Raw genomic sequence first — 23,338 nt, forward strand, 5'->3', positions numbered from 1 at the left:
TGAAGCACACTGCCAGCGGATTTGATTAGAACCGCTAAAATTCACCAACCCCATATAGGGTTAATCAAATTATTGTGCACGAAAGGTCAAAACACTGGCAGTCACCATATTGACATTGCTAACTCCCCCATCGTCCTAAGAAAAACCATTCCTACTTTTCCTAGGAGTGCGCTTCCGACACCTAGGATTGCTTCAGGATTAAATTAGTTCCCCATCATTCTTTGAGTTTCTTTAAGGACGGTATCCAGGTGCACATCAAGGGACTCCGCGTGCTCGCGCCGCTGACAGCTACAGCCGCGATGGTAACCGCGGTCTTCATCGCGCCCGTGGCACAGGCGGCCAGCATTCCGCCCATGCCACAGGCCTACCCCATCACGAACCTCTACAAGAGCTGCAGCGCAGCAGGCGAAGATATCACCACGCCGGAGTGGCACTTCGCAGAAACCGGCCGCCGTTACCTAAGCGACGGCACCCTGCAGTTCAAGAACACCACGAACCAGGAGGTGCCATACACCGCCTCCGTGGAAACGGGCACCAACCACAAGATTGAGGCCAACTCCAAGGCCGCTATGCCTTCTGGCTGGGACACCACCGCCAAGTCCGATATCGGGTTGAAGCTGAGTAACGGCTGGCAGGAGAAGGAAACCTTTGGCCCCATCACGCTCAAGCCGGGCGAGTCCTTCCGCGTGGAATACGGCGTGGTGGAAAAGGACTTCATCTCCATGTTCGTCGGCTGCAACGACGACCGTCTGGAGAACATGCCCGGTGCAAACGTCATCCGCGGCAAGGGCCCGGCCGAGCGCTATGCCTTTGCCTACATCATCAAGGCGGACGGCTCCGTTTCGGACCTGGCCATGGAGATTCCCTCCCGCTCCCCGGGCGCCAATTCCAAGCCCATCGAGGGCAACTACACCTCCGTATCCGGCCCCAGCCTGGAAAAGATTGCGGATCCAAAGAAGGATGAAATCATGCAGCCTTCCGAGGAACTGCAGCGCGATCCCTCCTGGCCCAAGGAGGGCGAGACCTGCGAAGGCCGCGATAGCTCCTGGTACCCGCTGGACATCACTGCGGTGAAGCCGACCTTCCGCAAGCCGGGCTACTCCACGGACTTCCTCAACTGGTCCAAGGGTGACTACGAGTACGCGCCGGTCACCGACTTCGTCGTCGGCGCCGAGCACGCGCCGTACACCAACTGGCAGGGCAACCGCGGGGATATCCCGAAGGGCTGGCTCGAATCCGTCGGCGCGGTCAAGCGCGCTTACATGCCGGTGGGAACTGAACTCGAGCACATCGACCTCGCTCCCGGCGAACGCGTGCGCGTGGAGTACGGCACCACCATGACCCGCATCAACTACCGCGAAATCCACTGCGGTAAGGACGGAAAGTACAGCCTGACCTCCAACTACAAGCAGACCACCGCACCCAGCGGCTTCTGGGCGGAGGCCACCATCACAAGCAAGGACGGCTCCACCCGCACCGAGGACGTCACCCCGGAGGAGTACCACAACCTCCCAGTCCCGACCCAGACCATCTACTAATCCCCCTTTTACTTCCCAAAGGAGAAATCACCATGTTCAAGACCAAGATTGCTTCCACCACCGCCGCCGTGGCCGTCGCTTGCGGCCTGATCGCTACCCCGGCCGCCAACGCCCTCCCGGCACGTGACCTGGGCCCGGCCAACCCGACCACCATTGGTGAGCACTGCACCAACCCGGGCGACACCGGCCAGACCGTTAAGATCAAGCGCACCTACTTCGACGGCTCCGCTGGCTCCTGGACCATCTCCAACTACAACGATGAGCCGCTGCCGGTGACCCGCTCCATCAAGGAAACCAAGACCAAGACCTGGAACGTCTCCGCCGGTGTGGACTTCAAGCTGCTGGATCTGATCAACTTCACCTTCTCCTCCAGCTACACCGACTCCCAGTCCTACGAGGTCGGCGAGCAGGTCGGCCCGTACAACATCGCTCCGGGCAAGACCGCCGTCATGCGCGCGGGTTGGGTGGTTTCCGACTTTGAGGGCCAGAAGACCATCTGCGGTTCCGATAACACCTGGCAGGCTAACGGCGACACCTTCACCGCTACCTTGCCGAAGGAGCGCCACGTGGAGGTCTCCACCCGCGACAACAACGATTGGGGCTAAGACGTGCTGAAGAAGTCCATCGCGCGCGCTGCCGCGAGCGTCTTCGCTGCGCTGAGCCTGCTGGCAGCCGCTCCCGTTGCCCACGCCGCTGACTTCGGCGGGGACTTCGAGCTGCCCCAGCGTTGGAACGATGATTTCAAGCCGGGCACGCACTGCGCAACACCCGGTGAGAATGGCACCTATGTCACCGCCACTCGCCGCTGGTTCAAGCAGACGGATGCCACCAGCGTGGCCAACCGTAACGATGAGCCCGTGCCGGTCAGCCACACCGTGACCCAGGCCCGCACTCAGACCATTGAGGTCTCCGGCTCCATCAAGGGCGAGGGCGAACTGGCCAAGGTGCTGACCCAGACCTACGGTTTCAACTATGTCCACGAGCAGCACTGGAAGCTCAACCAAGAGGTTGGCCCGTACACTCTGCCGGCGAACTCCCAGGGCAAGCTGGTGTGGGGCTTTACCATGCTCGACACCGACGGGCAGGACGTTCGCTGCAACGCTGATCAGGAATGGGAGGCCGTGGGCAAGCCCTACTCCGCCACCGTTCCGGAGGCGCGCTACTCCGAGCTGCAGCTTGGCGATGCCCCCGTCTGGAACTAACCCAGCTATCTCACCCGCCCAGACTTTACAAAAGAGGGCACCTTCACACCGCTTCGCAGCGGCCGAGGGTGCCCTCTTTTTGGCGTTTCACAGCATGATCAAACGGCAGCGGGAGCATTGCAGAACGGCAATGGGAACCTTGCAGAATGGCAACGAAGTCTTTGCAGAACGGCAGCGCGAGCATTGCGGAACCACAACAGCGCAGGCGATTCCTACCAATAGGTGACAACCACTGGGCGATGCTAATCTCGTCGCTCTGGCACGGCTAACCCGCGACGCCGAACGGCCTCCACGCATTTCGAGGACCACGAATATACTGCGCCACATGCCTCATCGAATCTTTTCCGTGCCCTTCGCCGACATCTATCCGCACTACGTCAACAAAGTGGAGCGCAAAGGCAGGACTGTCAGCGAGCTCCACGAAGTCATCACCTGGCTTACCGGCTACTCGGTTGAAGGACTGGGGAGGGTCCGGGAGCAAAAGATCACCCTCGAGGAGTTCTTCGAGCAGGCCCCTCAACTGAACCCGTCTCGCCACCTCATCACTGGCAGCATCTGCGGGCACCGTGTCCAGGACATCGAGGACCCACTGATGCAGAATATTCGGTACCTGGACAAGCTCGTTGACGAGCTAGCCAAAGGAAAGGCCATGGCGAAAATCCTTCGCGGCTAGTATTCGCCAACTGCGCTATTCAAAGCTTCAAGCTTTAAGCCACAAAGGGGTACGGCGGCGCGGTCTTCTCACGGAAGAAGTAGCGCGCGTGCGTATGGCGGACGGATTCTAAATTCTTAGCGCCAATCGCCACAATCTCGACGTCAGGATCCTTATTTACTTGATCCAGTCTATGACGAGCGCGGGTTCCCTCGATGAGGGATTCGTACTCAGTTACTTCCAGTGCACCTGTCGGTCGATGGTATTTAATCAAATAGGCTGGCATCGATTTATTCTCCCTCCACGTCACGTTGAACTCGGCGTTCTTCGAATTCATGGATTAATTTATCTAGCATCTTATACATGCTACGTCGCAATTGACGTGCTTCTCTTTGCGTTGTATCAGCAGGTTGGTTGCCTTCGAAAGGCTCAGTAAGAATATCGACGAGCTTTTCCACCCTGTTTACGACTTCGGACAGTTCATGCAAAGCGCGGGTCTCAATCTCAAATCCTGCCGGAATTTTTCCGCCGAATTCGAGGTATCGGATTTCTCTCCCCTACAAGTCTCCTGCCATTTCATAAAGGTTTGCCCACTGCGACTGAAGCGCCGTTCGTAACTGAATTTCTGCACGCCCGGCCTCAGACATCACATGTAGGTGCACCGCGCGATAGCCCGAGTGCGGTTCCTCGCGCATGTCCCGGAGCTCTACCTTCCTCGCCCCAGCCTTCATAAGATCTCGAGAAAGAAGCTCCGCCAGTATCGATTGTTCCTTTAGAGTCACGTCGAGATCCAGCCGTACTCCAGAGACGTCTTGGATATTCTCCAAAGGAAAGCTCGGCATTCGACTCAACTTCTCCCTCAACGTGTCTCGTGTTTTTACACGAGAACCCAGGAAGTATGTATCTGAATCTGGCTCCACAATCGAGTCTGAACTCAGCGTCAACCGATTATCAAGTTGTGCCATGGTCTGACCTGCTTTTTGAATTATCGCATCACACAGGGCTGATTGCTGGCCCAAGAACAGACCAAACCGTTCCTCATCAACCGCTTCCCCATTCCGTAACGCACTTCCTATTCGATGTACTTGTCTCTTACTAAACGTCGTCGGCTTGTGTTCCAAGAACCTCAAGGTTCCCCCTTCTTCGATAATGGCAACCCCCAAGACGAAGTGTTGCCTGTAGCTCCAGACACCCTTGCTAGACCGCGTGCGTGCGGACGTGCATTCCCCCACCTCTTGGATGCCTGCTCTAAAGAATACGAGGGCGACCGGACATCAACACCACAATGTCGCTCATGCGTTCGATGGTCAATTTCAAACGCACACCCCAGAAGTCAAGAGAAGACACACCCCACCTTCAGCTTTGCCATACTTAACGCATGACTTCGCTAGAAACTTGTGCCAGCGACTGGGCGGAAACAATTGCGGCCGCACTCGAGCGCGAATTCCCCGCCGCGATGCACCACACAAGCGCTTCCACAGAAGACTGCGACGTGCGCCCCGCAAGCTGCACCCCAGTTTCTACGGTTGTTTCAACTGGCACTCCAGCGTCCACATGCAGTACTCAGGCACGCTACTAAACGAGATTCTTGGTCCCGAGTCTCCCAAAGAACTTTCTGCGCTTCTCGACGATCGCCTCAGCACAGAAGCCCTCACCACGGAATACAACTACCTCCTTGCCCACCCCGGATATGAAATACCCTATGGGCGCGCCTGGCTGCTGCAGCTCGCCTCGGTTCTCCTTTTTGGCGACGACCACAACTACCCGCTCGAATGGGAGCTGTCTGGGCACGATTTCCTATCCAACGGACTATCGGAGGCGCTACTCATGTCGCGCGTTCTGCCGGATTTCCCGCGGTGGTTCGACAGTTTCCTTCCCCACCGCGCCGAGGCACTGGACTTTCTTACACAAATTCCTGAGGTACTCGACCCAACCGATGGCCGTTTGGCCCACCTCTACGGCCTAGCGCTGACCAGGGCGTGGATGCTCGTTGAACTCGCTGAGCATTTCGACGCCTCCGTCCTACCCCGCGCACAGGCGCTTGCTGCCAGCGCACAACCGCAGCTTGTCGACGGCCACTTCATGTCCACCCACTGGCTCATCACCTACGCACTACGCTTTCAGCTCGCCTGTGAGGGAAAACGCGTGGATGAGCTTCGGTAACAAGTGATTCATAACGCACACTTAAGGAATGGTTACTGAGCGAGTAGTACTGTAATTTTCTAATTATCGTTCTTCTCAGGAGCTCACCATGGATTCTCGCTACTCGGCACAGCGCGATAGCTACCGCCTGCCGGAAGAAGGAATCCGTATTGATCTTCGTGCTGAGCGTGCACGCCGTAGCCGCTCTCTTCAAGGCCGCGCGGACGCTACCCCTGAGCGCTCGGCCTACCGGCCGCGACGCCGCCCCAGCCAAGAACGGTTAACTTCTCCCTCTTCGACCGCTACCCCTTCACGGCGATCCGCTTCCCTGTCGGCGCCTACCCAACAAACACCAACACGAACAGCACCGACGAGAAAACAAGGAACTTCACCACGGCGCCACGCAGCGCGCCATCGCCAGCCTGACAGCCGTCGCGGGATGGGGGTCCTCCTGATTCTGGCGTTGGTGTTCCTCGGGATTGTCGCCGCGCTTAAGTTCAATAAGGAACCAGAAGCACCCGCGCCGCAACCCGCCGACGTAGTCACGGAACCCGCCGCAGTCATCGAGCCCTCCCCCGCAGTCGAAATGTACATCCCCGCGATTGACGTACGCACAGATTTCGAGGAAGGCTCCTGCCGAGTCAAAGACAACAAGATCAATCCGGACTCGATGAATAAGGCCTGCACCTATATCGCGGAAGATAAGCCTTATTCACTTCCTGCTACGGATGCACAGGACATCGTGGTTATTGCTGGCCATACCGGCGCGGGCGTGCCGGCAGTCTTCAATAATCTCTATGACGGCCGCGCCGATGAACACAAGGCTTCTATAGGCGACAAGCTTTACCTGCGCACGCAAAACTCCGGCGATCAGTGGCTGGTGTACACCGCAACGGATTTGCACGACCCCTCAAAGGACGGTCTCGAGCGGGATGAGAGCATCTGGGGCGCCGATGCCCAGCCCGGCCGCCTGCTCACCATCAGCTGCATCCAGCCAGCCAACCCACTGGCAGCGGCGGAACGCAATGCAGTGGTGGGGTGGCAGTTTGAAGGCGTAGCCGAAACGCCTGAAGCTGCCACTAACCAAGGCTAGAGCTTCCTGCCATACCCCCATAGAGGGGGACACTCAGCGCATTGGTGTTTTATCGAATATTTTCGCAGCTCAACGATTTCGCCCTACACATTCATGCAGGTAAACAGGCCCCAAAGACACAATGGGCAGGCTTCCACGTGTCGAACACGCGGCCCGTTTGGCGCGATAAGCATCCGCCATGTTAATAAGAGAAACCCCCAAACCCTTGTGACTGATGTGAAAGTTGTGACTATTGTTGTTCACGTTGGGTTGAATCCCTCTCACTACCCTCACAAGGAGAAACTTATGAAGCACATCAACCGCACTTTGACCGCAGCCGTCCTGGCTGGTTCCCTCGCACTCGGCGGCACCGCCGTTGCCTCTGCCCAGATCCCGGCCCCGGCCGAGTTTGAACTCGATGGCGTGACCTACCAGAGGCAGGCCGACGGTACCTACGCGCACCGCAACGAGGACGGCGAGCTGGACGGAACCACCAAACTGACCGAAGAGCAGGCACAGTGGGCTTGGGAGCAACTGCAGGCTCGGCAGGCCCCTGAAGAGGAAGCTCCTGAAGAGGATGCTCCGGCCGACGATGCAGAAAACCCGGAAGGCGAGGGCAACGAAGGCTCCACCAACGAGGGCGAAGGCTCCACCAATGAAGACCCCTCCTCCAGCGAGACTGACTTCGACAAGAAGCAGCTGGCTTGGCTGGCTCTGCCGGCTGCCCTCGTCATCGGTGGCGTGACCTGGTACCTGGCCAAGGATGGAAAGACCTACGTGAAGTCTCAGGAGGCTGCACAGAAGGACGCTCCGACCGCCGAGGAGAAGGCTGCTTCCGAGCAGATGCTGCAGGAGAACAAGGACGAGGTCATCGCCCAGGGTGGCCAGATTGCTGACAGCACCGCCGCACAGACCCCGGCACAGACCCGCGGTATCTCCGCTGAGACCGGCTCCAACACCGTTGCTCGCGGCCTTGCCGCCCTGGTCTTCGCAGCCATGATCGCTGCTGGCGCTTTCGCCGCTCGTCGCAAGTTCTTCGCTTAAGAACAACTAGCGCCACACACCGCGTTTCTCCCCCACCTAAAGGCGGAGGAACGCGGTTTATGCGTTTTGCCAACCTCCCGACGCGCAAATCACCACCGCCCAACCGGTGGCACACCTTGAGGCAAGTTAAAAATTCAACGAATGAACTAGAACATCGATAGGCCACAACATCAAAGTTAACCAGGAGCATTGCCACAAAATGGCTCCTCGCAGACACCCCCAACCGCCACCCCGCACCCTGAGACCTTCATGACAATTCCCGTGGAATAGCTTAAAAATACAAAATAGTTTGACTCATCTCACTTTTTTCTGGTTAGTATGTGGGCAGTCGAAATCAGTTAACGGTGACAACATCGTCTGATACGGCATTGACCCAACTTTCCCGATCTATTCCCAGGAGAAGAAACATGAAGCGCATCTCCCGTAACCTCACCGCAGCAGCCCTGACCGGCGCCCTCGCACTCGCAGGCGTGACCGCCGCTCACGCCGAAGAGGGCAGCAGCCAGGACACCAACACCAGCTCCTCCGCCGGTACCGAGGGTAATAACGGCAGCAGCGAGCAGGGCGGCGACAACGGCAGCAGCGACGGAGACAAGGGCGACAAGAACAAGGATGGCCAGAGCTCCTTCGATGACTTCAAGGGCAAGCTCTCCTCCAAAGACGGCAAGCCGACCGACTTGGGCATCGCCGCTATCGTCCTAGGTGTCCTCGGCGCACTGGCCGCAGTCGGCCCAGCCGCAGCACAGGCACTGGGAATCAACCTCCCGTTCTAGTTCAAAGCTTCTACACCTAAGCTTTTAAAGCGCCAAGCTAAAGGCGTTAACCAGCAACACCCCCATCACGCGACAGCGATGGGGGTGCTTTCACTTCCCACAGCCGCAAAGATGAGGGACACACTTCACAAAATGACGTGATGCGGGCTACACTAGTCACCCATAGATTGTTCAACAATTCGGGAACTATAGAAGAGGTGTCCTCCTGCTATGAGCGCGCTGCACATAGACCTCAACGCTGACCTCGGCGAGACTACCGCCGGCAACCCCGTGGCCGATGACGCCGCGATGCTCCAGCTCGTCTCCTCCGCCAACGTCGCCACCGGCTTCCACGCCGGCGATCCGCACTCCATCGCGGGAACGCTGAAGGCGGCCGCAGAAGCAGGAGTTACCGTCGGCGCGCACGTTGGTTATAACGACCCAGCAGCATTCGGACGTCGCTTCATCGATTACGCCCCTGCCGAGCTTGCCGCCGAAATCACCTACCAAATCGGTGCCCTCCAAGCCTTGGCCCAGGCCAACGGGACTCGGGTGGCCTACGTGAAGCCGCACGGCGCAATGTACAACACCATCGTCCACCACGAGGCCCAGGCCCACGCGGTTATCGACGGCATCAAGGCCTTCGGCGACCTGCCCGTCATGCTGCTGCCCGGCGGCATCGCCGTCGACATCGCCGAAAAGAAGGGCCTCACCGTCATCCGCGAGGCCTTCGCCGACCGCAACTACAACCCCGATGGCACGCTCGTCTCACGACGCGAGGCGAATGCGGTAATGGGTGATGAGGGGGACGTCGTCAAGCGCGTGCTCGAGGTCGCCGAAACCGGCTCTATTACCGCCATCGACGGCTCCGTGCTCAACGTGGATGCCCAGTCGGTGTGCACGCACGGTGATTCGCCCGGCGCGGTCCAGCTGCTGCGCGGTGTGGTCAAGGAACTGCAGGCGCACGGAATTGAGATTCGGAGCGCCATCTGATGCATATTCACCCCGTAGGAACGCGCGCGCTGCTCGTAGAGCTAGAGGACTTGTCCCAAGTCATGGCGTGGCACGCGGCGCTCGACGCTAATCCACTCAAGGACCAAGTCGATGCGATTGCCGCCGCCACCACCTTGCTGCTGACCTTTGCCACGCCGAACTCCGCCGCCGCAGCCGCTGAGAAGCTGCAGGATTTCCGCCCCACCGCGCAGGCGGGCGAGGATCCGCGCTTTGTGGAGATCGACGTTCTCTATGACGGCGAGGACCTCGATGAGGCCGCCGAGTTGATGGGTATGTCGCGCGAAGGCCTCATTGATTGGCACACGTCCACCGAGTGGCTCGCCGCTTTTGGCGGCTTCGCGCCCGGTTTTACTTATTGCACCCCGGCGGACTCGGCGCAGAATTTCAACATCGAGCGCCGCGCCACCCCGCGCACTGCGGTGCCGGCTGGTGCCGTCGGTATTGCCGGCGGTTTCTCCGCTGTCTACCCGCGCGTCTCCCCGGGCGGCTGGCAGCTGTTGGGCACTACTTCAACTCCGATGTGGGAATCTGATGCCCACCCGCCGGCACTGGTCCAGCCCGGTGACCGCGTGCGCTATCGCGCGGTGAGCTCGCTGCCGGACGTGGTGTCCACCACGCCTTTTGGCCGCCGCACCCCGGCGCGCTTGCCGCGCTTGGAGGTCCTCGATGCTGGCCTGCTGACGCTTTATCAGGATCAGGGCCGCCCCGGCCGCGGCAACTTGGGCGTCACGCCCTCGGGTGCTGCGGACTTGGCCGCTGCAGCCACAGCTAACGTCGCGGTGGGCAACCCGCGCGGCGCCACCGTACTAGAGAATATCGGCGGCATTCGCCTGCGCGCGCTGACCGACGCCGTCGTGTGCGTCACCGGCGCCCAATCCCGCGTGCTTCTCGACGATATGCCGGTACACCTCGCGCGCCCAGTGCTCGTCACCGCAGGTTCGACGGTGACGGTGGATCCCGCGACGGTGGGCCTGCGCAGCTACATCGCCATCCGCGGTGGCATCGTGGCGGATGCGGAGCTGGGCTCAGCCTCCACCGACGTGCTCTCCGGGCTGGGGCCTACACCGGTACGGCTGGGCGATGTCATCGGTGTCCTCCCCCGCTCCACCGCAATGACGGATGCGCAGCTGAGCAACCCGATGCGCGTTCGCGAAGGCGCGCACGGACAGACCGAGGGTGTGCTGCGCTGCGTGCTCGGCCCGCGCGATGACTGGTTTACGCCCGAAAGTCTGGAGGCGTTCCTGGCCACCGAGTGGACCGTTACTGCACAGTCCAACCGCGTGGGCGTGCGCCTGGTCGGCCCGGAGGGCTCCGTGGCGTTGAGCCGCGCCCGGGAGGGCGAGCTGCCCTCGGAGGGCATGGTCGCTGGCTCCGTCCAGGTACCGCCGAGTGGCGAGCCCGTGATTTTCCTCCGCGATCACGCCGTGACCGGTGGCTACCCGGTCATCGCCACAGTCCTCGAAGAAGATATTGATATCGCCGCGCAGCTCCCGCCGGGGGCGACGGTCCGCTTTGAACTCGCTTAAACACTAGTAAAGGAACACCCACCCATGATCTCTGCAGTCCTTATTGCTAACCGCGGCGAGATCGCCGTCCGTATCGCCCGCACCGCGCGTGACCTGGGCATCCGCTCCATCGCCATTTACTCCGAAGCCGATGCCGGCGCCCTGCACACCCAGGTGGCCGACGAAGCCTATGCCCTGCCCGGCAACTCCGCGGCGGATACCTACATGAACATCCCGGCGCTTCTCGATATCGCCGTGCGCGCCGGCGCTGACGCCATCCACCCCGGTTATGGCTTCCTCTCGGAGAACGCCGACTTTGCCCGCACCGTGGCCGAGGCCGGCTTGACGTGGATTGGCCCGTCGCCTGAGTCCATCGAGCTGCTCGGCGACAAGATTGCCGCGCGCCGCGTGGCCGAGGAGGTCGGCGCCCCACTGGCACCGGGTACTTCTGATCCCATCGATGACTGGCAGGAGGCCCGCGCCTTCGCTGAGGAGCACGGCCTGCCCATCGCCATCAAGGCTGCATACGGCGGCGGCGGACGCGGCCTGAAGGTGGTGGAAAACCTCGAGGACATCGAGGCGGCCTTCAACTCCGCCGGCCGCGAGGCCAAGGAGGCCTTCGGCCGCGCGGAGTGCTACGTGGAGAAATTCCTGACGCACCCGCGCCACGTGGAGGCGCAGATTCTGGCCGATACGCACGGCAACGTCGCCGTGCTGGGCACCCGCGATTGCTCCACGCAGCGCCGCTTCCAAAAACTCATCGAGGAAGCCCCGGCGCCCGCGCTTTCCGACGAACAGCGCACCGGCATCCACGAGGGTGCCCGCGCTATCTGCGCAAAGGTGGGCTACACCGGTGCCGGCACGGTGGAGTACATCGTCTCCGAGGATGGCACGATCTCCTTCCTCGAGGTCAATACCCGCGTGCAGGTGGAGCACCCAGTGACCGAGATGGTCACGGGCGTGGACATCATCGCCGAGCAATTCCGCATCGCCTCCGGCGAACCCCTTTCCTTCGTGTCCTCATCTTCGTCCGATGCGTCTGAAGCGCATGCGTCTGAAGCTCATGCTTCAGACCCTGAAATGGACGGCCACGCCTTCGAGTTCCGCATCAACGCCGAAGACATCCTCAACGGCTTCGCTCCCTGCCCCGGCACCATCGTGCGCTTTGAGCCGCCGACCGGTCCTGGCATCCGCGTCGATTCGGGTGTGCGCTCCGGATCCATCGTGCCGCCCTACTATGACTCGCTCGTGGCCAAGCTCCTGGTCTGGGGCCCAACCCGCGAGATCGCGCTGAAACGCGCGCAGCAGGCCCTTCAGGAATTCGATATCGAAGGTGTTCGCACCGTGCTGCCCTTCCACCGCGATATGGTCTCCTCCCAGGTCCTCGTGGACCATGGCGACGCCGATGCCGCGGCCGGCATCTACACCGACTGGCTCGACCACAACTACCGCCCCTCCGCGGAGGCCACGAGTACTACCGTTCCTGTCGAGGCCATCTACGCGCAGCGCACCCGCGTGGCGCTGGAAATCGACGGCAAGCTGGTCAGCGTGGGCTTCCCCACCGATATGTTGTCGCAGGGGCCGGTGAAGGGGGCGTCGGCAAGCGCGGCGTCTGGGGCCAGCGACAGCGGCAACGAGGTGACATGCCCCTACGAGGCTAACCTCGTGGCATGGAACGTAGAAGACGGCGAGATGGTCGAAGAAGGCCAGGCCATCGCCACGATCGAGGCGATGAAGATGGAATCCGCGGTCAAGGCCTCGTCCTCGGGCAAGCTAAGCCGTGTGGCGAAGGAAGGCTCGAGGCTGGAACCGGGTGCGGTGATCGCCACGATTTCCTAGCCGGCGGGCTACTGTAAGTCGCATGCTTGCAGATTCCGTCGCCTCCGCCCTCCGCGCCGCCATCTCCGAAGGCGAGTACATGCCTGGGCAGCAGCTCAGCGAGGTCCGCGCAGCCGAGCGCTTTGAATGCTCCCGCAACACCTTGCGGGAGTCTTTCGCTATGCTCGCTTCCGAGCGGATCGTGGAGCGCATCCCGCACAGGGGCGTCTTCATTGCCACCCCGGATGCCGATTTCGTGCGCGATCTATATTTAGCGCGCGCCGCCATCGAGCCGGCTGCTGCGCGCTACGCCGCCTTTGAGGACCCAGGCGAGTTGGTGCGGCTGACCGAATCCGCCGTGCAAGACGGCGCTCCCCGCCCCCTCATCAACCAGCGCTTCCACAAGAGGTTGGTCGCTGGTCTGGGCTCACCGACGCTGGACCGCTCCATGTCTCATCTCCTAGCGCGCATGCGACTCACATTCTTGCTGACATTGGAGCGCTACCCGCAGATTCACGATAACCACGTGCAGGCCAACATCGACTTAGCCCACCTCATCGCGCAAGGCGAACGTGAGGCCGCCGCCGATGCCTGCCGCGCGGACTTGATGCGCGCGATGGAATCGATTCTTCGGGTCCTCTAGCTGCGCCTGCGCTCCTGTTAGCCGGTTCCACCCGCGCGAAACTGCTCGGCCCACATGGTTCTAGTGAGATGGTTCGGGTCAAAAGGTTCGTTTACCCCCAAGTGAACCATGTACGCATTCACAGAAGGTTTGTTTGCCCCCAAACAAACCTTCTGACCAGAACCATCTGAGTAGAACCATGTATCGGCGTCATGAGAGCTAGAGGAAAACGCCACCGAACTGGGGCTCAGGGGATGAGGAAATCGCGGTCCGGGATGTCGGTGACGAGCATCTTGCCTGGGGCGTGCGTGATGGCCAGGCTAGGCCGCGAGTTCATCACGATGGCCTGCGGAGTCACGCCGCACGCCCAGAAGACCGGGATTGTGCCCTCAGGAATGTCGACGGCTTCGCCGAAATCGGGCTGCGATAGGTCTTCGATGCCGATGGCGGCCGGGTCGCCCACGTGAACCGGGGCGCCGTGGACGCCTGGATAGCGGGAGGTGATGCGGACGGCATCGGACACCTGGCTCGCAGGAATGGGGCGCATGGAGACCACCATCGGCCCCGAGAAGGCACCCGCCGGGGCGCAAGGAATCGTCGTGCGATACATCGGTACGTTGCGACCTTGGTCGATGTGCGCAATGGAAATGCCGTTCTCCAGAAGGGCGTTCTCCAAGGTAAAGGAACAACCGATGAGGAAGGAGACGATATCTTCGGAGTAGAAAGGGGAAGCGTCGCCAAGCGTCTGCGTGAGCTGGCCGTCCTCGTAGAGGTTGTAGGCCGGGATGTCGGTGCGGATGTCCCCGCCCGGGATGAGGTCAGAGGTGAACTGCCCGGCCTCCAGCACGCCGACGATGGGGCACGGCTTGGGATTGCGCTGCGCGAAAAGAAGGAAGTCGAAGGCGTACTCGCGCGGCAGGGCAATGAGGTTGGCTTGCATAAAGCCGCGGGCGTGGCCGGCAGTGGTGGTCATGTCGTGTGCGCGGGCAAAGGCGCGCACTTCTGCGGGAGTCTGCATCATGCCCATAGGTTAACGATTCCCGAGATGGATTTAACGCCAATGAAGATTTCCAGCACGAGTGCTAACACACCGGCGATGAGCAGCCACATCGGCTGCTTAACACCGTGGGTAAGGTCGTGGCGTTTGAACGCGACCCACATCACCATAGCGAAAGCGATGGGCAGGATGATGCCGTTGAAGGCACCCGCGAAAATGAGGAGTTTCTGCGGCGCGGAGTTGAGAATGCCGAAGAGAATGGCGCAGACAACGATGAAGCCTACGGTGAGGAAATTGCGGGTGCGCGGGCTGACCTTCTGGGTGGTCACGAAGGTGATCGAGGTGTAGGACGCGCCGATAACGGAGGACAAGCCGGCAGCGAAGAGCACAACGCCGAAGGCGCGGAGACCAAATTCGCCGGCGGCGTGGCGGAAGGCATCGGCAGCCGTGTTGTCTTCAGAGAGGGCAACGCCCGTGGCGACGACACCCAGGACCGCGAGGAAGAGCAGCACGCGCATGATGCCGGTGACGATGATGCCGAGGACAGAGGTCTTGGTAATCGCGTTGACGTTTTCCGGTCCGGACAGGCCGGAGTCGATGAGGCGGTGCGCGCCGGCGAAGGTGATGTAGCCGCCCACGGTGCCACCGATGAGGGTGGTGATGACGAAGAAATCGACGCTCTCCGGCATGACGGTATTCTTCAGGGCCTCGCCCACCGGCGGCTGGGAAACAATCGCCACGTAGAGCATGAGCAGAATCATGATGGCGCCCAGCGCGGCGACGATGCGGTCGAGCGCGACGCCCGCCCGCTTGGACAAGAAGATGAAGATGGCGATAGCGGAGGCGATAAGGCCGCCGATACGAGCATCGATGCCCAGCAGGGCGTTAAGGCCGAGGCCCGAGCCGGCGATGTTGCCGATATTAAAGACCATGCCGCCGATGAAGACGAGAATGGCGAGGAACCATCCCAGCCCGGGCAGAACAGTATTACCCAGCTCGTTGGCCCGCATGCCGGAGATGGCGAGCACACGCCACACGTTCAGCTGAATGGCGATGTCGACGATGATCGACAGCGCAATGGCGAAGGCAAAGGCCGCGCCCATCTGCACGGTAAAGACGGAGGTTTGGGTCAAAAAGCCCGGGCCGATGGCGGAGGTGGCCATGAGGAACATGGCGCCGGCCATGGCGCCGATGCCCTTGGGAGCCTGCGCTTCTTGCGGCGCGTTCTGGGCGGCTTCCTGGGAAGCGGAGGGATTGGTGGGTTCCGAACTCATTGTTGGGCACCTTTCGTGACGAAGGTCGCATTAAACGTTGGTGAAAGCATAAGGGTTGTTGAACAATCTGTAAACAGCGCGGGGGTGGCGCACGTTACACCCACGCCAAAAGTGCAGCCACCCCCACACCCCTCGCCTGATTTCATTGCACGGCAATAGAAAGTGACCTAGGATACAAGTTAACTAATGGCCATTCGCATAAATCTATGGAGGAATTCATGCCCCAGGACATTTACATCGCCGGGGCTGCACGCCTGCCTATCGGTAAATTCGGCGGCAGCCTCGCCCGCCTCTCCCTGACCGAACTTGGCTCTCTCGCGGCCGAGGCAGCGATTGACCGTTCGGGCCTAAAAGGCGAAGATCTAGATACCGCCGTGGCCTCCAACGTCATGCCCGTCGTGCCGAAGGACCTCTACCTCTCCCGCGCGATTGCCCGGAACGTAGGGTTGCCAGACTCCTCCACTGCCATGGGTGTTAACCGCCTCTGCGGCTCCGGTGTCCAAGCAGTCATCAGTGCGGCCCAACTCCTGCAGTCTGGCGACGGCTCTCTAGCGTTAGCCGTCGGCGCAGAATCCATGAGTAACGCGCCCTACTCCGTCGAAGGAGCGCGCTTTGGCAAGCGCATGGGGGATGGCAAACTCTACGACTGGCTCACCGGCGCACTCTCCTGCCCCTTCGGCACCGGCCACATGGGTGTCACCGCAGAAAACGTCGCTGCGGATAACAACATCTCCCGCGAACGCCAGGACGAATTCGCCGCCGAGTCCCAGGAGCGTGCCGCGAAGGCCCGCGCGGAGGACGTGCATACCGAGGAAATCGTCCCGGTCGGCGAGCTGGACTTTGATGAGAGCGTGCGGGAGACGAGCGTCGAGAAGCTGGCAAAGCTCAAGCCGGTCTTCGTTAAAGATGGAACCGTCACCGCCGGCAACGCCTCCGGCATCAACGATGGCGCTGCGGCCGCCGTGCTGGCCACCGCGGAGGAAGTGACCAAGCGCGGCCTAGACCCGCTGGCGAAGATTGTGTCCTGGTCCATCGCGGGCGTGGACCCGACGCGCATGGGCATCGGTCCGGTGGCTGCAGTGCCGAAGGCGCTTGAAAAGGCCGGCCTGGAGTTGCAGGATATTGACCTCATCGAATCAAACGAGGCCTTCGCCGCCCAGGCCATCGCCGTGCAGGACCAGCTGGGCTTCGACCCGGCCAAGACGAATATCTATGGCGGTGCCGTCGCGCACGGTCACCCGGTTGGCGCGACGGGCGTCATCCTGCTGACCAAGCTAGCTTATGCGCTTCGCCGCGAGGGCAAGCGCTATGGCCTGGTCACCATGTGCATCGGCGGCGGTCAAGGAATCGCCATGATTATTGAGAATGGAGCGAAGTAAATGAGCATCACCAAGGTAGCCGTCATCGGCGCAGGTTCCATGGGTTCTGGCATTGCGGCACTGTGTGCGTCGGCAGGCATGGACGTCGTGCTGCTGGACCAGGACGCGGAGGGCGCCCAGAGGGGCGTCGAGATCCAGCTCAAGCGCAAGGGTTTCCACCTGCCGGAATTTGCCGAGCGCGTGCGCGCCAGCGATGACTACGCCCTGCTGGAGGACCGCGAGTGGATCATCGAGGCCATCTTCGAGGACCTCGGCGCCAAGCATTCGCTCTATCAGGCCATTGAGCCTTATTTGTCTGCGGACGCTCTGTTGAGCTCGAATACCTCTACCCTGCCACTGGCTTCGCTCCTGGAGGGCGTGCCGGAGACCCGCCGCGACAAGTTCGCCATCACGCACTTCTTCAACCCACCGAAGGTCATGCGCCTGGTAGAGCTCATCGCTTCCGGCTCCACGGAGGCTGCTCTGCGAACGACCATCGAGCAAACCCTGGGCAAGATTGCGCTTGAGTGCCGCGATACGCCGGGCTTCATTGCCAACCGCGTGGGCTGTTACTGGATGGCCGCCGGCGTGGCCCGCGCCCGCGAGTTCGACGTGAGCTACGAGCTTGCGGACGCTGCCTTCGGCCGCGCCTTCGGCATCCCCCGCACCGGTATTTTCGGGCTGCTCGACTACATCGGTCTCCAGCTAGTCAAGCCCATTTGGACGTCGTTGGAGACGGCCTTGCCGGCAGGTGATCCGCTGCTTGACGTCCCCCTTGGTAATGACTCCTTCATCGAAGGTCTCGTTTCTCGGGGGCTGACCGGCCGCACTGGTGAGGGTGGCTTCTATCGCGGCCGTGACGAGGTCATCAACGCTTCCTACGAATACGTCCCCCGCTCAACGTTGTCCGATCCTGTCGTGGGCCTCAAGGATCCGCGCGAGGTCATGAACACCGACTCCCCCGGCGGCCGTTTTGCCCGCGCGGTCTTCCTCGACACGCTGGCCTACTGCTGCGAGGTAGCTCCCTCCATCGCGGACCACGTGGGCCTCATCGACGATGGCCTGACCTTGGGCTTCGGTTGGAAGAAGGGCATCTTCGCGCTTGCCGACGCCATCGGTATCGACCACGTCGCCTCCGCTTATGGTGCAGACGTTCCTGAATTGGTCTCCGCTGCTGCTCAGGCGGGTGGCTTTTATGGCGAGGGCTCAGTGCTGTCCTCGACGGGTTCTCGTCAGGAGCTCGCGCCGCGCGAGGGCGTCGTAACGCTGTCTTCTCTTGATACTGAGACCATCGTTTCTCTGGAGGCGGGCGCAGTCTACGCGGTGTCCACCTCTGCTGGACGCATCGGCATCATCGACCTGCACACACCGATGAACTCCATGCCAACCCCGGCTCTCGAGGTCATTCGAGCCGCCCTCGACGCTGTGCCCTCTTCCAACCTTGTCGCTCTGGTCATTGCTAACGACAAGCCGGTCTTCTGCGCGGGGGCGGACCTCGCGTCCATTGCGGCTGCGGGTGAATCGGGTTCCGCTTCGCGCGTCGAATCATTGATTTCGGATGGCTCGGAAACCCTGCGTGCACTCAAGTTCGTCCCGGTTCCCGTGGTAGCGGCTGTGCGGGGTGTTGCCTTGGGTGGCGGATTCGAAACCGCTTTGGCCTGCGACCGCATTGTTGCTCATGCCGATACGCGCCTCGGTTTCCCGGAGCGCACGGTGGGTCTCTACCCAGGCTGGACGGGCACTATCTCTTCGCTGGAGCGCCTCAAGGCAGCCGGTGTCGAAGACTATCACCAGAAGGCCTTCGACTTCATCGCCTCCGCCCGCAACTTCTCTTCTGCTTTCGAAGCCCAGAAGGCTGGCTTCTTATCCTCGGATGACGTCGTGCTCATGTCCTTCGACCACGTCCTCGCTCACGCTTTGCTCGAGGCCGCGGACCTGGCTGCCTCCTACACCCCGCCTGCAGACGCTTCTATCGAGATGTACTCCGGCTCCCCCGCCTTGGACCATGACTGGCCCATCGAGGGCACCACCGAGAACGACCACGTTATCGTGGCCAAGCTCGCCGAGATGTATACCGCCCCTACTTCCTCCAACTCCGCCTCGGCTTCGCTGAGCTTCACCGAGTTCTGTGAGCGCGAAGTGGAATTCGACGTACCGCTGGTCCTCCTCCCAGCCAACGTGGAGCGCGCCAAACACATGGCCGCAACCCGCAAGCCCCTCAACAACTAGCCCCGGCCGCTTCTATTTCCCAACCCCGCTCCCTTTTTCGGAGTGGGGTTTCTCCTTGTTCGTTGCGACCTGGACCGGCAATTGACAGGCAGGTTTAAGCTGGTCACTTGCAAGTTTGAGCTGGTCATTCTGTGTACAGCTCAAACTTGCACATGGTTCCACTTAAAAGGCATTAGTCACATGGTTTACTTGCCCCCCAACACCACCCCACCCCAAAGTTCAATACATTGAATTTAGTGATTCATTGAACTGAACACTATTCTTGGCTGCCATGAGTATTAGCGTCCAGAACTTGAGCGTGAGCTACGGCGCGAACACCGCGATTCGGAACATCAGCTTCACCCTCGACTCCCCCGGCATGCACGGCATCATCGGCCCCAACGGCTCAGGCAAATCCACCCTCATGAAGGCGATGCTCCAGATCCTGGACAAACACAACGTCCACGGCACAGGCCCCACCGGCGCCCCTGCCGGCTACCCCGTCACCCTCGACGGCAAGGCCCCCGCCGAGCAGCGCCGCGCAATCGCTTATATCGAGCAGCGCTCTGACCTCGACCGCAACTTCCCCACCAGCGTCTTCGACACCGTCCTGATGGGCACTTACCCGCGCCTGGGTCTTTTCCACCGCCCCGGCAAGGCCGAACGCGAAGCAGCCACCCAGGCTCTCAAGGACGTCGACATGTGGGACTTTCGCCACCGCCACATCAGCGAACTCTCGGGCGGACAGTTCCAGCGCGTCCTCTTTGCCCGCGCCATCGTCCAGGACGCGGAGTACATCTTCCTGGACGAGCCCTTCGTCGGCATCGACGTCCCCAGCGAGAAGACGATCGTGACCCTGCTGCGGCAGATGGCGGACGCGGGCAAGCACGTCGTCGTCGTGCACCACGACATGAACACGGTGCGCGGCTACTACAACGACCTCATCGTCCTCAACGGCGAGCTCGTCGCGGCGGGTCCCACCGAGGAGGTCTTCGTCCCCGACGTGCTGCAGAAGGCCTTCGGCGCGCTCGTCATCCGCGAGCCGTCAGCACCAGCCCACCCCACGCCACGGCAGGCAGCCCTCCAGGAGGAGACAGCATGATCGCGGAGTTCCTCGACTCACTACTCAGCCACGGCTACCTGCAAAATGCGCTGATCACCTCGGTGATCGTGGGCGTGGCCTGCGGCATCGTCGGCAGCTTCATCGTGCTGCGCGGCATGGCCCTGATCGGCGACGCCATCTCGCACGCCGTACTACCGGGGGTCGCGGCCTCCTACCTGCTCGGCACGAACCTCTTCCTCGGGGCGGTGGTCGCGGGTCTACTCGCCACACTGGCGATCGGGCTGATCAGCGAACGCTCCACTGTGAAGAACGATTCGGCGATCGGCATCGTCTTTTCCGCCTTCTTCGCGATCGGCGTGCTGCTCATGGCGAAAGCGCAGACGGCGACGGATCTGACGGAGATCCTCTTCGGCAACGTCCTGACCGTTCAGGACGCCGACCGCAACCTCTCGATCGGTATTGCCGCTGCCGTGCTGATTCTCACGCTGGTCTTTTACAAGGAGCTCAAGCTCAGCACCTTCGACCCCGTCATGGCGCAGTCGGCTGGCGTGCCCGTGCGGGCAATCCACTACGGGCTGATGGTGGTGCTCACGCTGGTGACGGTCATTTCCCTGCAGACGGTGGGCGTGATCCTGGTGGTCTCCCTGCTGATTACTCCGGCGTCGGCGGCGTACCTGCTGACGAACCGGCTGGGAGTGATGATCGGGCTTTCAGTGGCGATCTCGGCGCTCAGCTCCGTAGTGGGGCTGTTCCTGAGCTATAGCTACAACGTGTCCTCCGGCGTGACGATCGTGCTGACCGCCAGCGCGCTGTTCCTGCTGGCTTTCCTCTTCGCGCCAGGCAAGGGACTGATTGCTCGCTCGCTGGGCAATAAGCCACTGGCCGCGCTGTTGGCCCTCCTGGTGGGCGGTGCCCTCGTGTTCGGGGCCGTGACCTTCTCGACGGAGGAGAAGGCAGACGGTGAGCAGCTGAACGTCGTCACCACCTTCACGCTGCTGGCGGACCTGGTGGAGGAGATCGGCGGCGAGGCGGTGGACGTCCATAACCTCGTGCCGACCGGCACGGACCCGCACGACTACGACCCCCTGCCCGCGGACCTGGATGCGACGAGCGACGCCGACCTGCTGTTCTACAACGGGCTGAACCTCGAGGGCGGTGAGCACGGCTGGCTCGCGAAACTGAAAAACACCGCGGGCCTGGACGATTCCCAGATGGTCGAGGCCACCAAGGGCGTGGAACCGAAGTACCTCAAGGACGAAAAGGGCAATCAGGAGATCAACCCGCACGCCTTCCTGGACCCGACCGTCGGCATCGCGATGGCCGAGAACGTGACCGCGGCGCTGGCCGAGGCCCTGCCCGAGCGTGCCGAGCACATCGAGGAGAAGGGGGCGGAGTACAAGGCCATGCTGGAGAGCATCGACGCCGACTACCGCGAGCAGATCGGTGCGCTGCCGAAGGAGGATCGTGTGCTCGTGGCCAGTGAACATGCCTTCCAATACATGGTCGACACCTACGGCATGGAGCAGCTGTATATCTGGCAGATCGACACGGATGAAAACGGCTCCCCCGCGCAGATCGGACACCTCGTGCGCCAGCTGAAGGACAAGCGCCCGAAGCACCTGTTCGTGGAGTCGAACGTGGATACGCGCCCCATGAAGACCGTCTCGAAGGAGGCCGGGATTCCGATCTTCGACGAGCCACTGCACTCCGATGAGCTCGGCAAGCCGGGCACGGTCGCGGGAACCTACGAGGATTTCCTGCGCAGCAACTTGAAGACCATGATCGCGGGGCTGAAGCGCTAAAACGCGAATGCTCGAGGCCCACATGCGTTGGGCTTCCCCGGTCGCATTCCCGTTACCTTGTGAGTGTCCCCGATAATGGGGATAGTCGCTGGTCCCGGTATGGCTTACCTGCCCTGTAGTTTCCATAATCCGGGGGGTGTTGCCGCCGGGTGCCAGGACTTTCGATGACAGCTGATAGGGACACGGCCAGTTTTAAACTAGGTCTCTTTGTAACGTGGGTGCTTGCAACGAAGGTCATGACACCAGCGACTGGAACAACGCCATACCCATCTCGTTTTCTAGGAGCTCATCATGTCTCCGGAGCATTCCATCGACATATTCCTTGGGTTAGACGTCGGCAAATCTGAACACCACGCCTGCGCCTTAGACCGTGATGGCAACAAGGTCTTCGACAAACCGTTGCCTCAACTCGAATCCGAACTAGCAGGCGTTTTTCACCAGCTTCAGAAGCTTGGCACCGTGCTCGTGATCGTCGACCAACCCAACACCATCGGCGCACTACCGATTGCTGTAGCCCGGGACTGCGGTTGCGAAGTCGGATACCTGCCAGGTCTTGCGATGCGCAAAGCTGCAGATCTCTATCCGGGACGTGCAAAACAGACAAACGCGACGCATTCATCATCGCCGACACCGCCCGCACAATGCCCCACACGCTACGTGCCGTCGACCGCAATGATGAGGTACTCTCCGCCCTAAAGATGCTGTCCGGCTTCGATGATGACATCGCCCGCGATTGCACTCGCACTGTCAATCGGCTTCGCAGTGTCCTCACCCAGATCTACCCCAGCCTGGAACGAGTTTTTGCTGGTAGCACCCTGACTCGCACGCCGATCCTGGAATTATTGATCCATTACAAGGGACCGCAGGGGCTAAAAAGAGCCGGATACCAACGAGTGTTGAACTGGATGATCAAGCGCACACGTAAAGACCCCACCCCGCTGGTAGACGACATTTTTACAGCGCTGAAAGCTCAAACAGTCACCGTGCCTGGAAGCGATGCCGCCGAGTTAGTAATTCCTCAACTGGCTGCAAACATCCAGGCCCTCAAAGAGCAACGAAACACCATTGCTGAGCAGGTTGAAGAGATGCTCGCTGATTTCCCTCTTTGTGAGGTCTTGATGAGTATGCCCGGAGTCGGCATCAAGACCGCAGCGCAGATCCTTCTTGCGATCGGTGATGGCTCCGACTTCGCTAGTGCTGTTATGTCCATAGGGTTTTTGGACATGGAGTCCGGTGTCTTTTTGGACACGGAATCCATGGAGGCCTTGGACACTT

The 23,338-nt window shown here is 61.1% G+C and carries 20 protein-coding genes and 1 pseudogene; 17 read left to right on the top strand and 4 right to left on the bottom strand.

Annotated elements, in window-relative coordinates; translation table 11 throughout:
• Positions 1-299 precede the first annotated feature (299 nt).
• The 4 genes from QP363_RS04425 to QP363_RS04440 all read left to right on the top strand — a co-directional run bounded on the left by QP363_RS04425 (position 300) and on the right by QP363_RS04440 (position 3,413).
• Positions 300-1,538: a hypothetical protein gene (locus tag QP363_RS04425; RefSeq protein ID WP_210385994.1), complete on the top strand. Its 1,239-nt coding sequence runs from the start codon at positions 300-302 to the stop codon at positions 1,536-1,538.
• A 32-nt stretch (positions 1,539-1,570) separates the two neighbouring features.
• Positions 1,571-2,143, top strand: coding sequence for a hypothetical protein (locus tag QP363_RS04430; RefSeq protein WP_070644318.1), 573 nt, complete (start codon positions 1,571-1,573; stop codon positions 2,141-2,143).
• A 3-nt stretch (positions 2,144-2,146) separates the two neighbouring features.
• Complete coding sequence (locus tag QP363_RS04435) at positions 2,147-2,740, top strand: hypothetical protein (protein WP_070644320.1); 594 nt, start codon at positions 2,147-2,149, stop codon at positions 2,738-2,740.
• A 325-nt stretch (positions 2,741-3,065) separates the two neighbouring features.
• Positions 3,066-3,413: a DUF2200 domain-containing protein gene (locus QP363_RS04440; protein WP_070446309.1), complete on the top strand. Its 348-nt coding sequence runs from the start codon at positions 3,066-3,068 to the stop codon at positions 3,411-3,413.
• A 34-nt stretch (positions 3,414-3,447) separates the two neighbouring features.
• On the opposite strand, the gene QP363_RS04445 is transcribed toward QP363_RS04440, so the two are convergent.
• Together QP363_RS04445 and QP363_RS04450 are read right to left on the bottom strand one after the other, a co-directional pair.
• Positions 3,448-3,729, bottom strand: a complete 282-nt coding sequence (locus QP363_RS04445; protein ID WP_236659317.1) for a hypothetical protein — start codon at positions 3,727-3,729, stop codon at positions 3,448-3,450.
• A 220-nt stretch (positions 3,730-3,949) separates the two neighbouring features.
• The gene (locus tag QP363_RS04450) at positions 3,950-4,357 is read right to left on the bottom strand and encodes a hypothetical protein (protein WP_246815740.1); all 408 of its coding nucleotides are present in this window, start codon (positions 4,355-4,357) and stop codon (positions 3,950-3,952) included.
• Between the two features lie 274 nt (positions 4,358-4,631).
• On the opposite strand from QP363_RS04450, the gene QP363_RS04455 reads away from it, so the two are divergent.
• From QP363_RS04455 to QP363_RS04490, 8 genes are all read left to right on the top strand, one after another.
• Positions 4,632-5,555, top strand: a complete 924-nt coding sequence (locus QP363_RS04455; RefSeq protein ID WP_284762943.1) for a DUF2891 family protein — start codon at positions 4,632-4,634, stop codon at positions 5,553-5,555.
• Positions 5,556-5,643: 88 nt separating this feature from the next.
• A complete protein-coding gene (locus QP363_RS04460) occupies positions 5,644-6,627 on the top strand; it encodes a hypothetical protein (protein WP_284762945.1) in 984 nt (327 codons plus the stop codon).
• A gap of 285 nt (positions 6,628-6,912) precedes the next feature.
• Positions 6,913-7,650, top strand: a complete 738-nt coding sequence (locus tag QP363_RS04465) for a hypothetical protein (RefSeq protein ID WP_284762947.1) — start codon at positions 6,913-6,915, stop codon at positions 7,648-7,650.
• Positions 7,651-8,057: 407 nt separating this feature from the next.
• Complete coding sequence (locus tag QP363_RS04470; protein ID WP_284762949.1) at positions 8,058-8,423, top strand: hypothetical protein; 366 nt, start codon at positions 8,058-8,060, stop codon at positions 8,421-8,423.
• Between the two features lie 210 nt (positions 8,424-8,633).
• Entirely contained in the window at positions 8,634-9,395 is a 762-nt protein-coding gene (locus QP363_RS04475) for a 5-oxoprolinase subunit PxpA (RefSeq protein ID WP_284762950.1), read from the top strand.
• Entirely contained in the window at positions 9,395-10,942 is a 1,548-nt protein-coding gene (locus QP363_RS04480; RefSeq protein ID WP_284762951.1) for an urea amidolyase family protein, read from the top strand. Before QP363_RS04475 ends, QP363_RS04480 begins: the two co-directional genes overlap by 1 nt.
• A 24-nt stretch (positions 10,943-10,966) precedes the next feature.
• A complete protein-coding gene (locus QP363_RS04485; RefSeq protein ID WP_284762953.1) occupies positions 10,967-12,760 on the top strand; it encodes a biotin carboxylase N-terminal domain-containing protein in 1,794 nt (597 codons plus the stop codon).
• Between the two features lie 22 nt (positions 12,761-12,782).
• On the top strand, positions 12,783-13,382 hold the full coding sequence (locus QP363_RS04490) for a GntR family transcriptional regulator (protein ID WP_070716985.1): 600 nt from the start codon (positions 12,783-12,785) through the stop codon (positions 13,380-13,382).
• Between the two features lie 226 nt (positions 13,383-13,608).
• Here the strand turns inward: QP363_RS04490 and QP363_RS04495 are convergent, their stop codons facing one another.
• Together QP363_RS04495 and QP363_RS04500 are read right to left on the bottom strand one after the other, a co-directional pair.
• Entirely contained in the window at positions 13,609-14,379 is a 771-nt protein-coding gene (locus QP363_RS04495; protein WP_284762985.1) for a putative hydro-lyase, read from the bottom strand.
• Complete coding sequence (locus tag QP363_RS04500) at positions 14,379-15,632, bottom strand: NRAMP family divalent metal transporter (RefSeq protein WP_070644330.1); 1,254 nt, start codon at positions 15,630-15,632, stop codon at positions 14,379-14,381. Before QP363_RS04500 ends, QP363_RS04495 begins: the two co-directional genes overlap by 1 nt.
• 218 nt (positions 15,633-15,850) lie before the next feature.
• Between QP363_RS04500 and QP363_RS04505 the strand changes: the two genes are divergently transcribed.
• From QP363_RS04505 to QP363_RS04525, 5 genes and pseudogenes are all read left to right on the top strand, one after another.
• Complete coding sequence (locus tag QP363_RS04505) at positions 15,851-17,011, top strand: acetyl-CoA C-acyltransferase (protein WP_284762957.1); 1,161 nt, start codon at positions 15,851-15,853, stop codon at positions 17,009-17,011.
• Positions 17,012-19,219 carry a 3-hydroxyacyl-CoA dehydrogenase/enoyl-CoA hydratase family protein gene (locus QP363_RS04510; RefSeq protein WP_284762959.1) on the top strand — a complete coding sequence of 736 codons (2,208 nt, stop codon included), beginning with the start codon at positions 17,012-17,014 and terminating at the stop codon, positions 19,217-19,219.
• Between the two features lie 271 nt (positions 19,220-19,490).
• Positions 19,491-20,300 (top strand): metal ABC transporter ATP-binding protein, encoded by an 810-nt coding sequence (locus tag QP363_RS04515; RefSeq protein ID WP_035006260.1) that lies wholly within the window; start codon positions 19,491-19,493, stop codon positions 20,298-20,300.
• Positions 20,297-22,063 (top strand): metal ABC transporter solute-binding protein, Zn/Mn family, encoded by a 1,767-nt coding sequence (locus QP363_RS04520; RefSeq protein WP_246815742.1) that lies wholly within the window; start codon positions 20,297-20,299, stop codon positions 22,061-22,063. The genes QP363_RS04515 and QP363_RS04520 overlap by 4 nt, the downstream gene beginning before the upstream one ends.
• 291 nt (positions 22,064-22,354) lie before the next feature.
• Positions 22,355-23,262, top strand: a pseudogene (locus tag QP363_RS04525) (IS110 family transposase); the annotation flags it as partial.
• Between the last annotated feature and the right edge of the window lie 76 nt (positions 23,263-23,338).

The sequence above is a fragment of the Corynebacterium sp. UMB6689 genome (assembly GCF_030215295.1).
Taxonomy (GTDB): Bacteria; Actinomycetota; Actinomycetes; order Mycobacteriales; family Mycobacteriaceae; genus Corynebacterium; species Corynebacterium aurimucosum.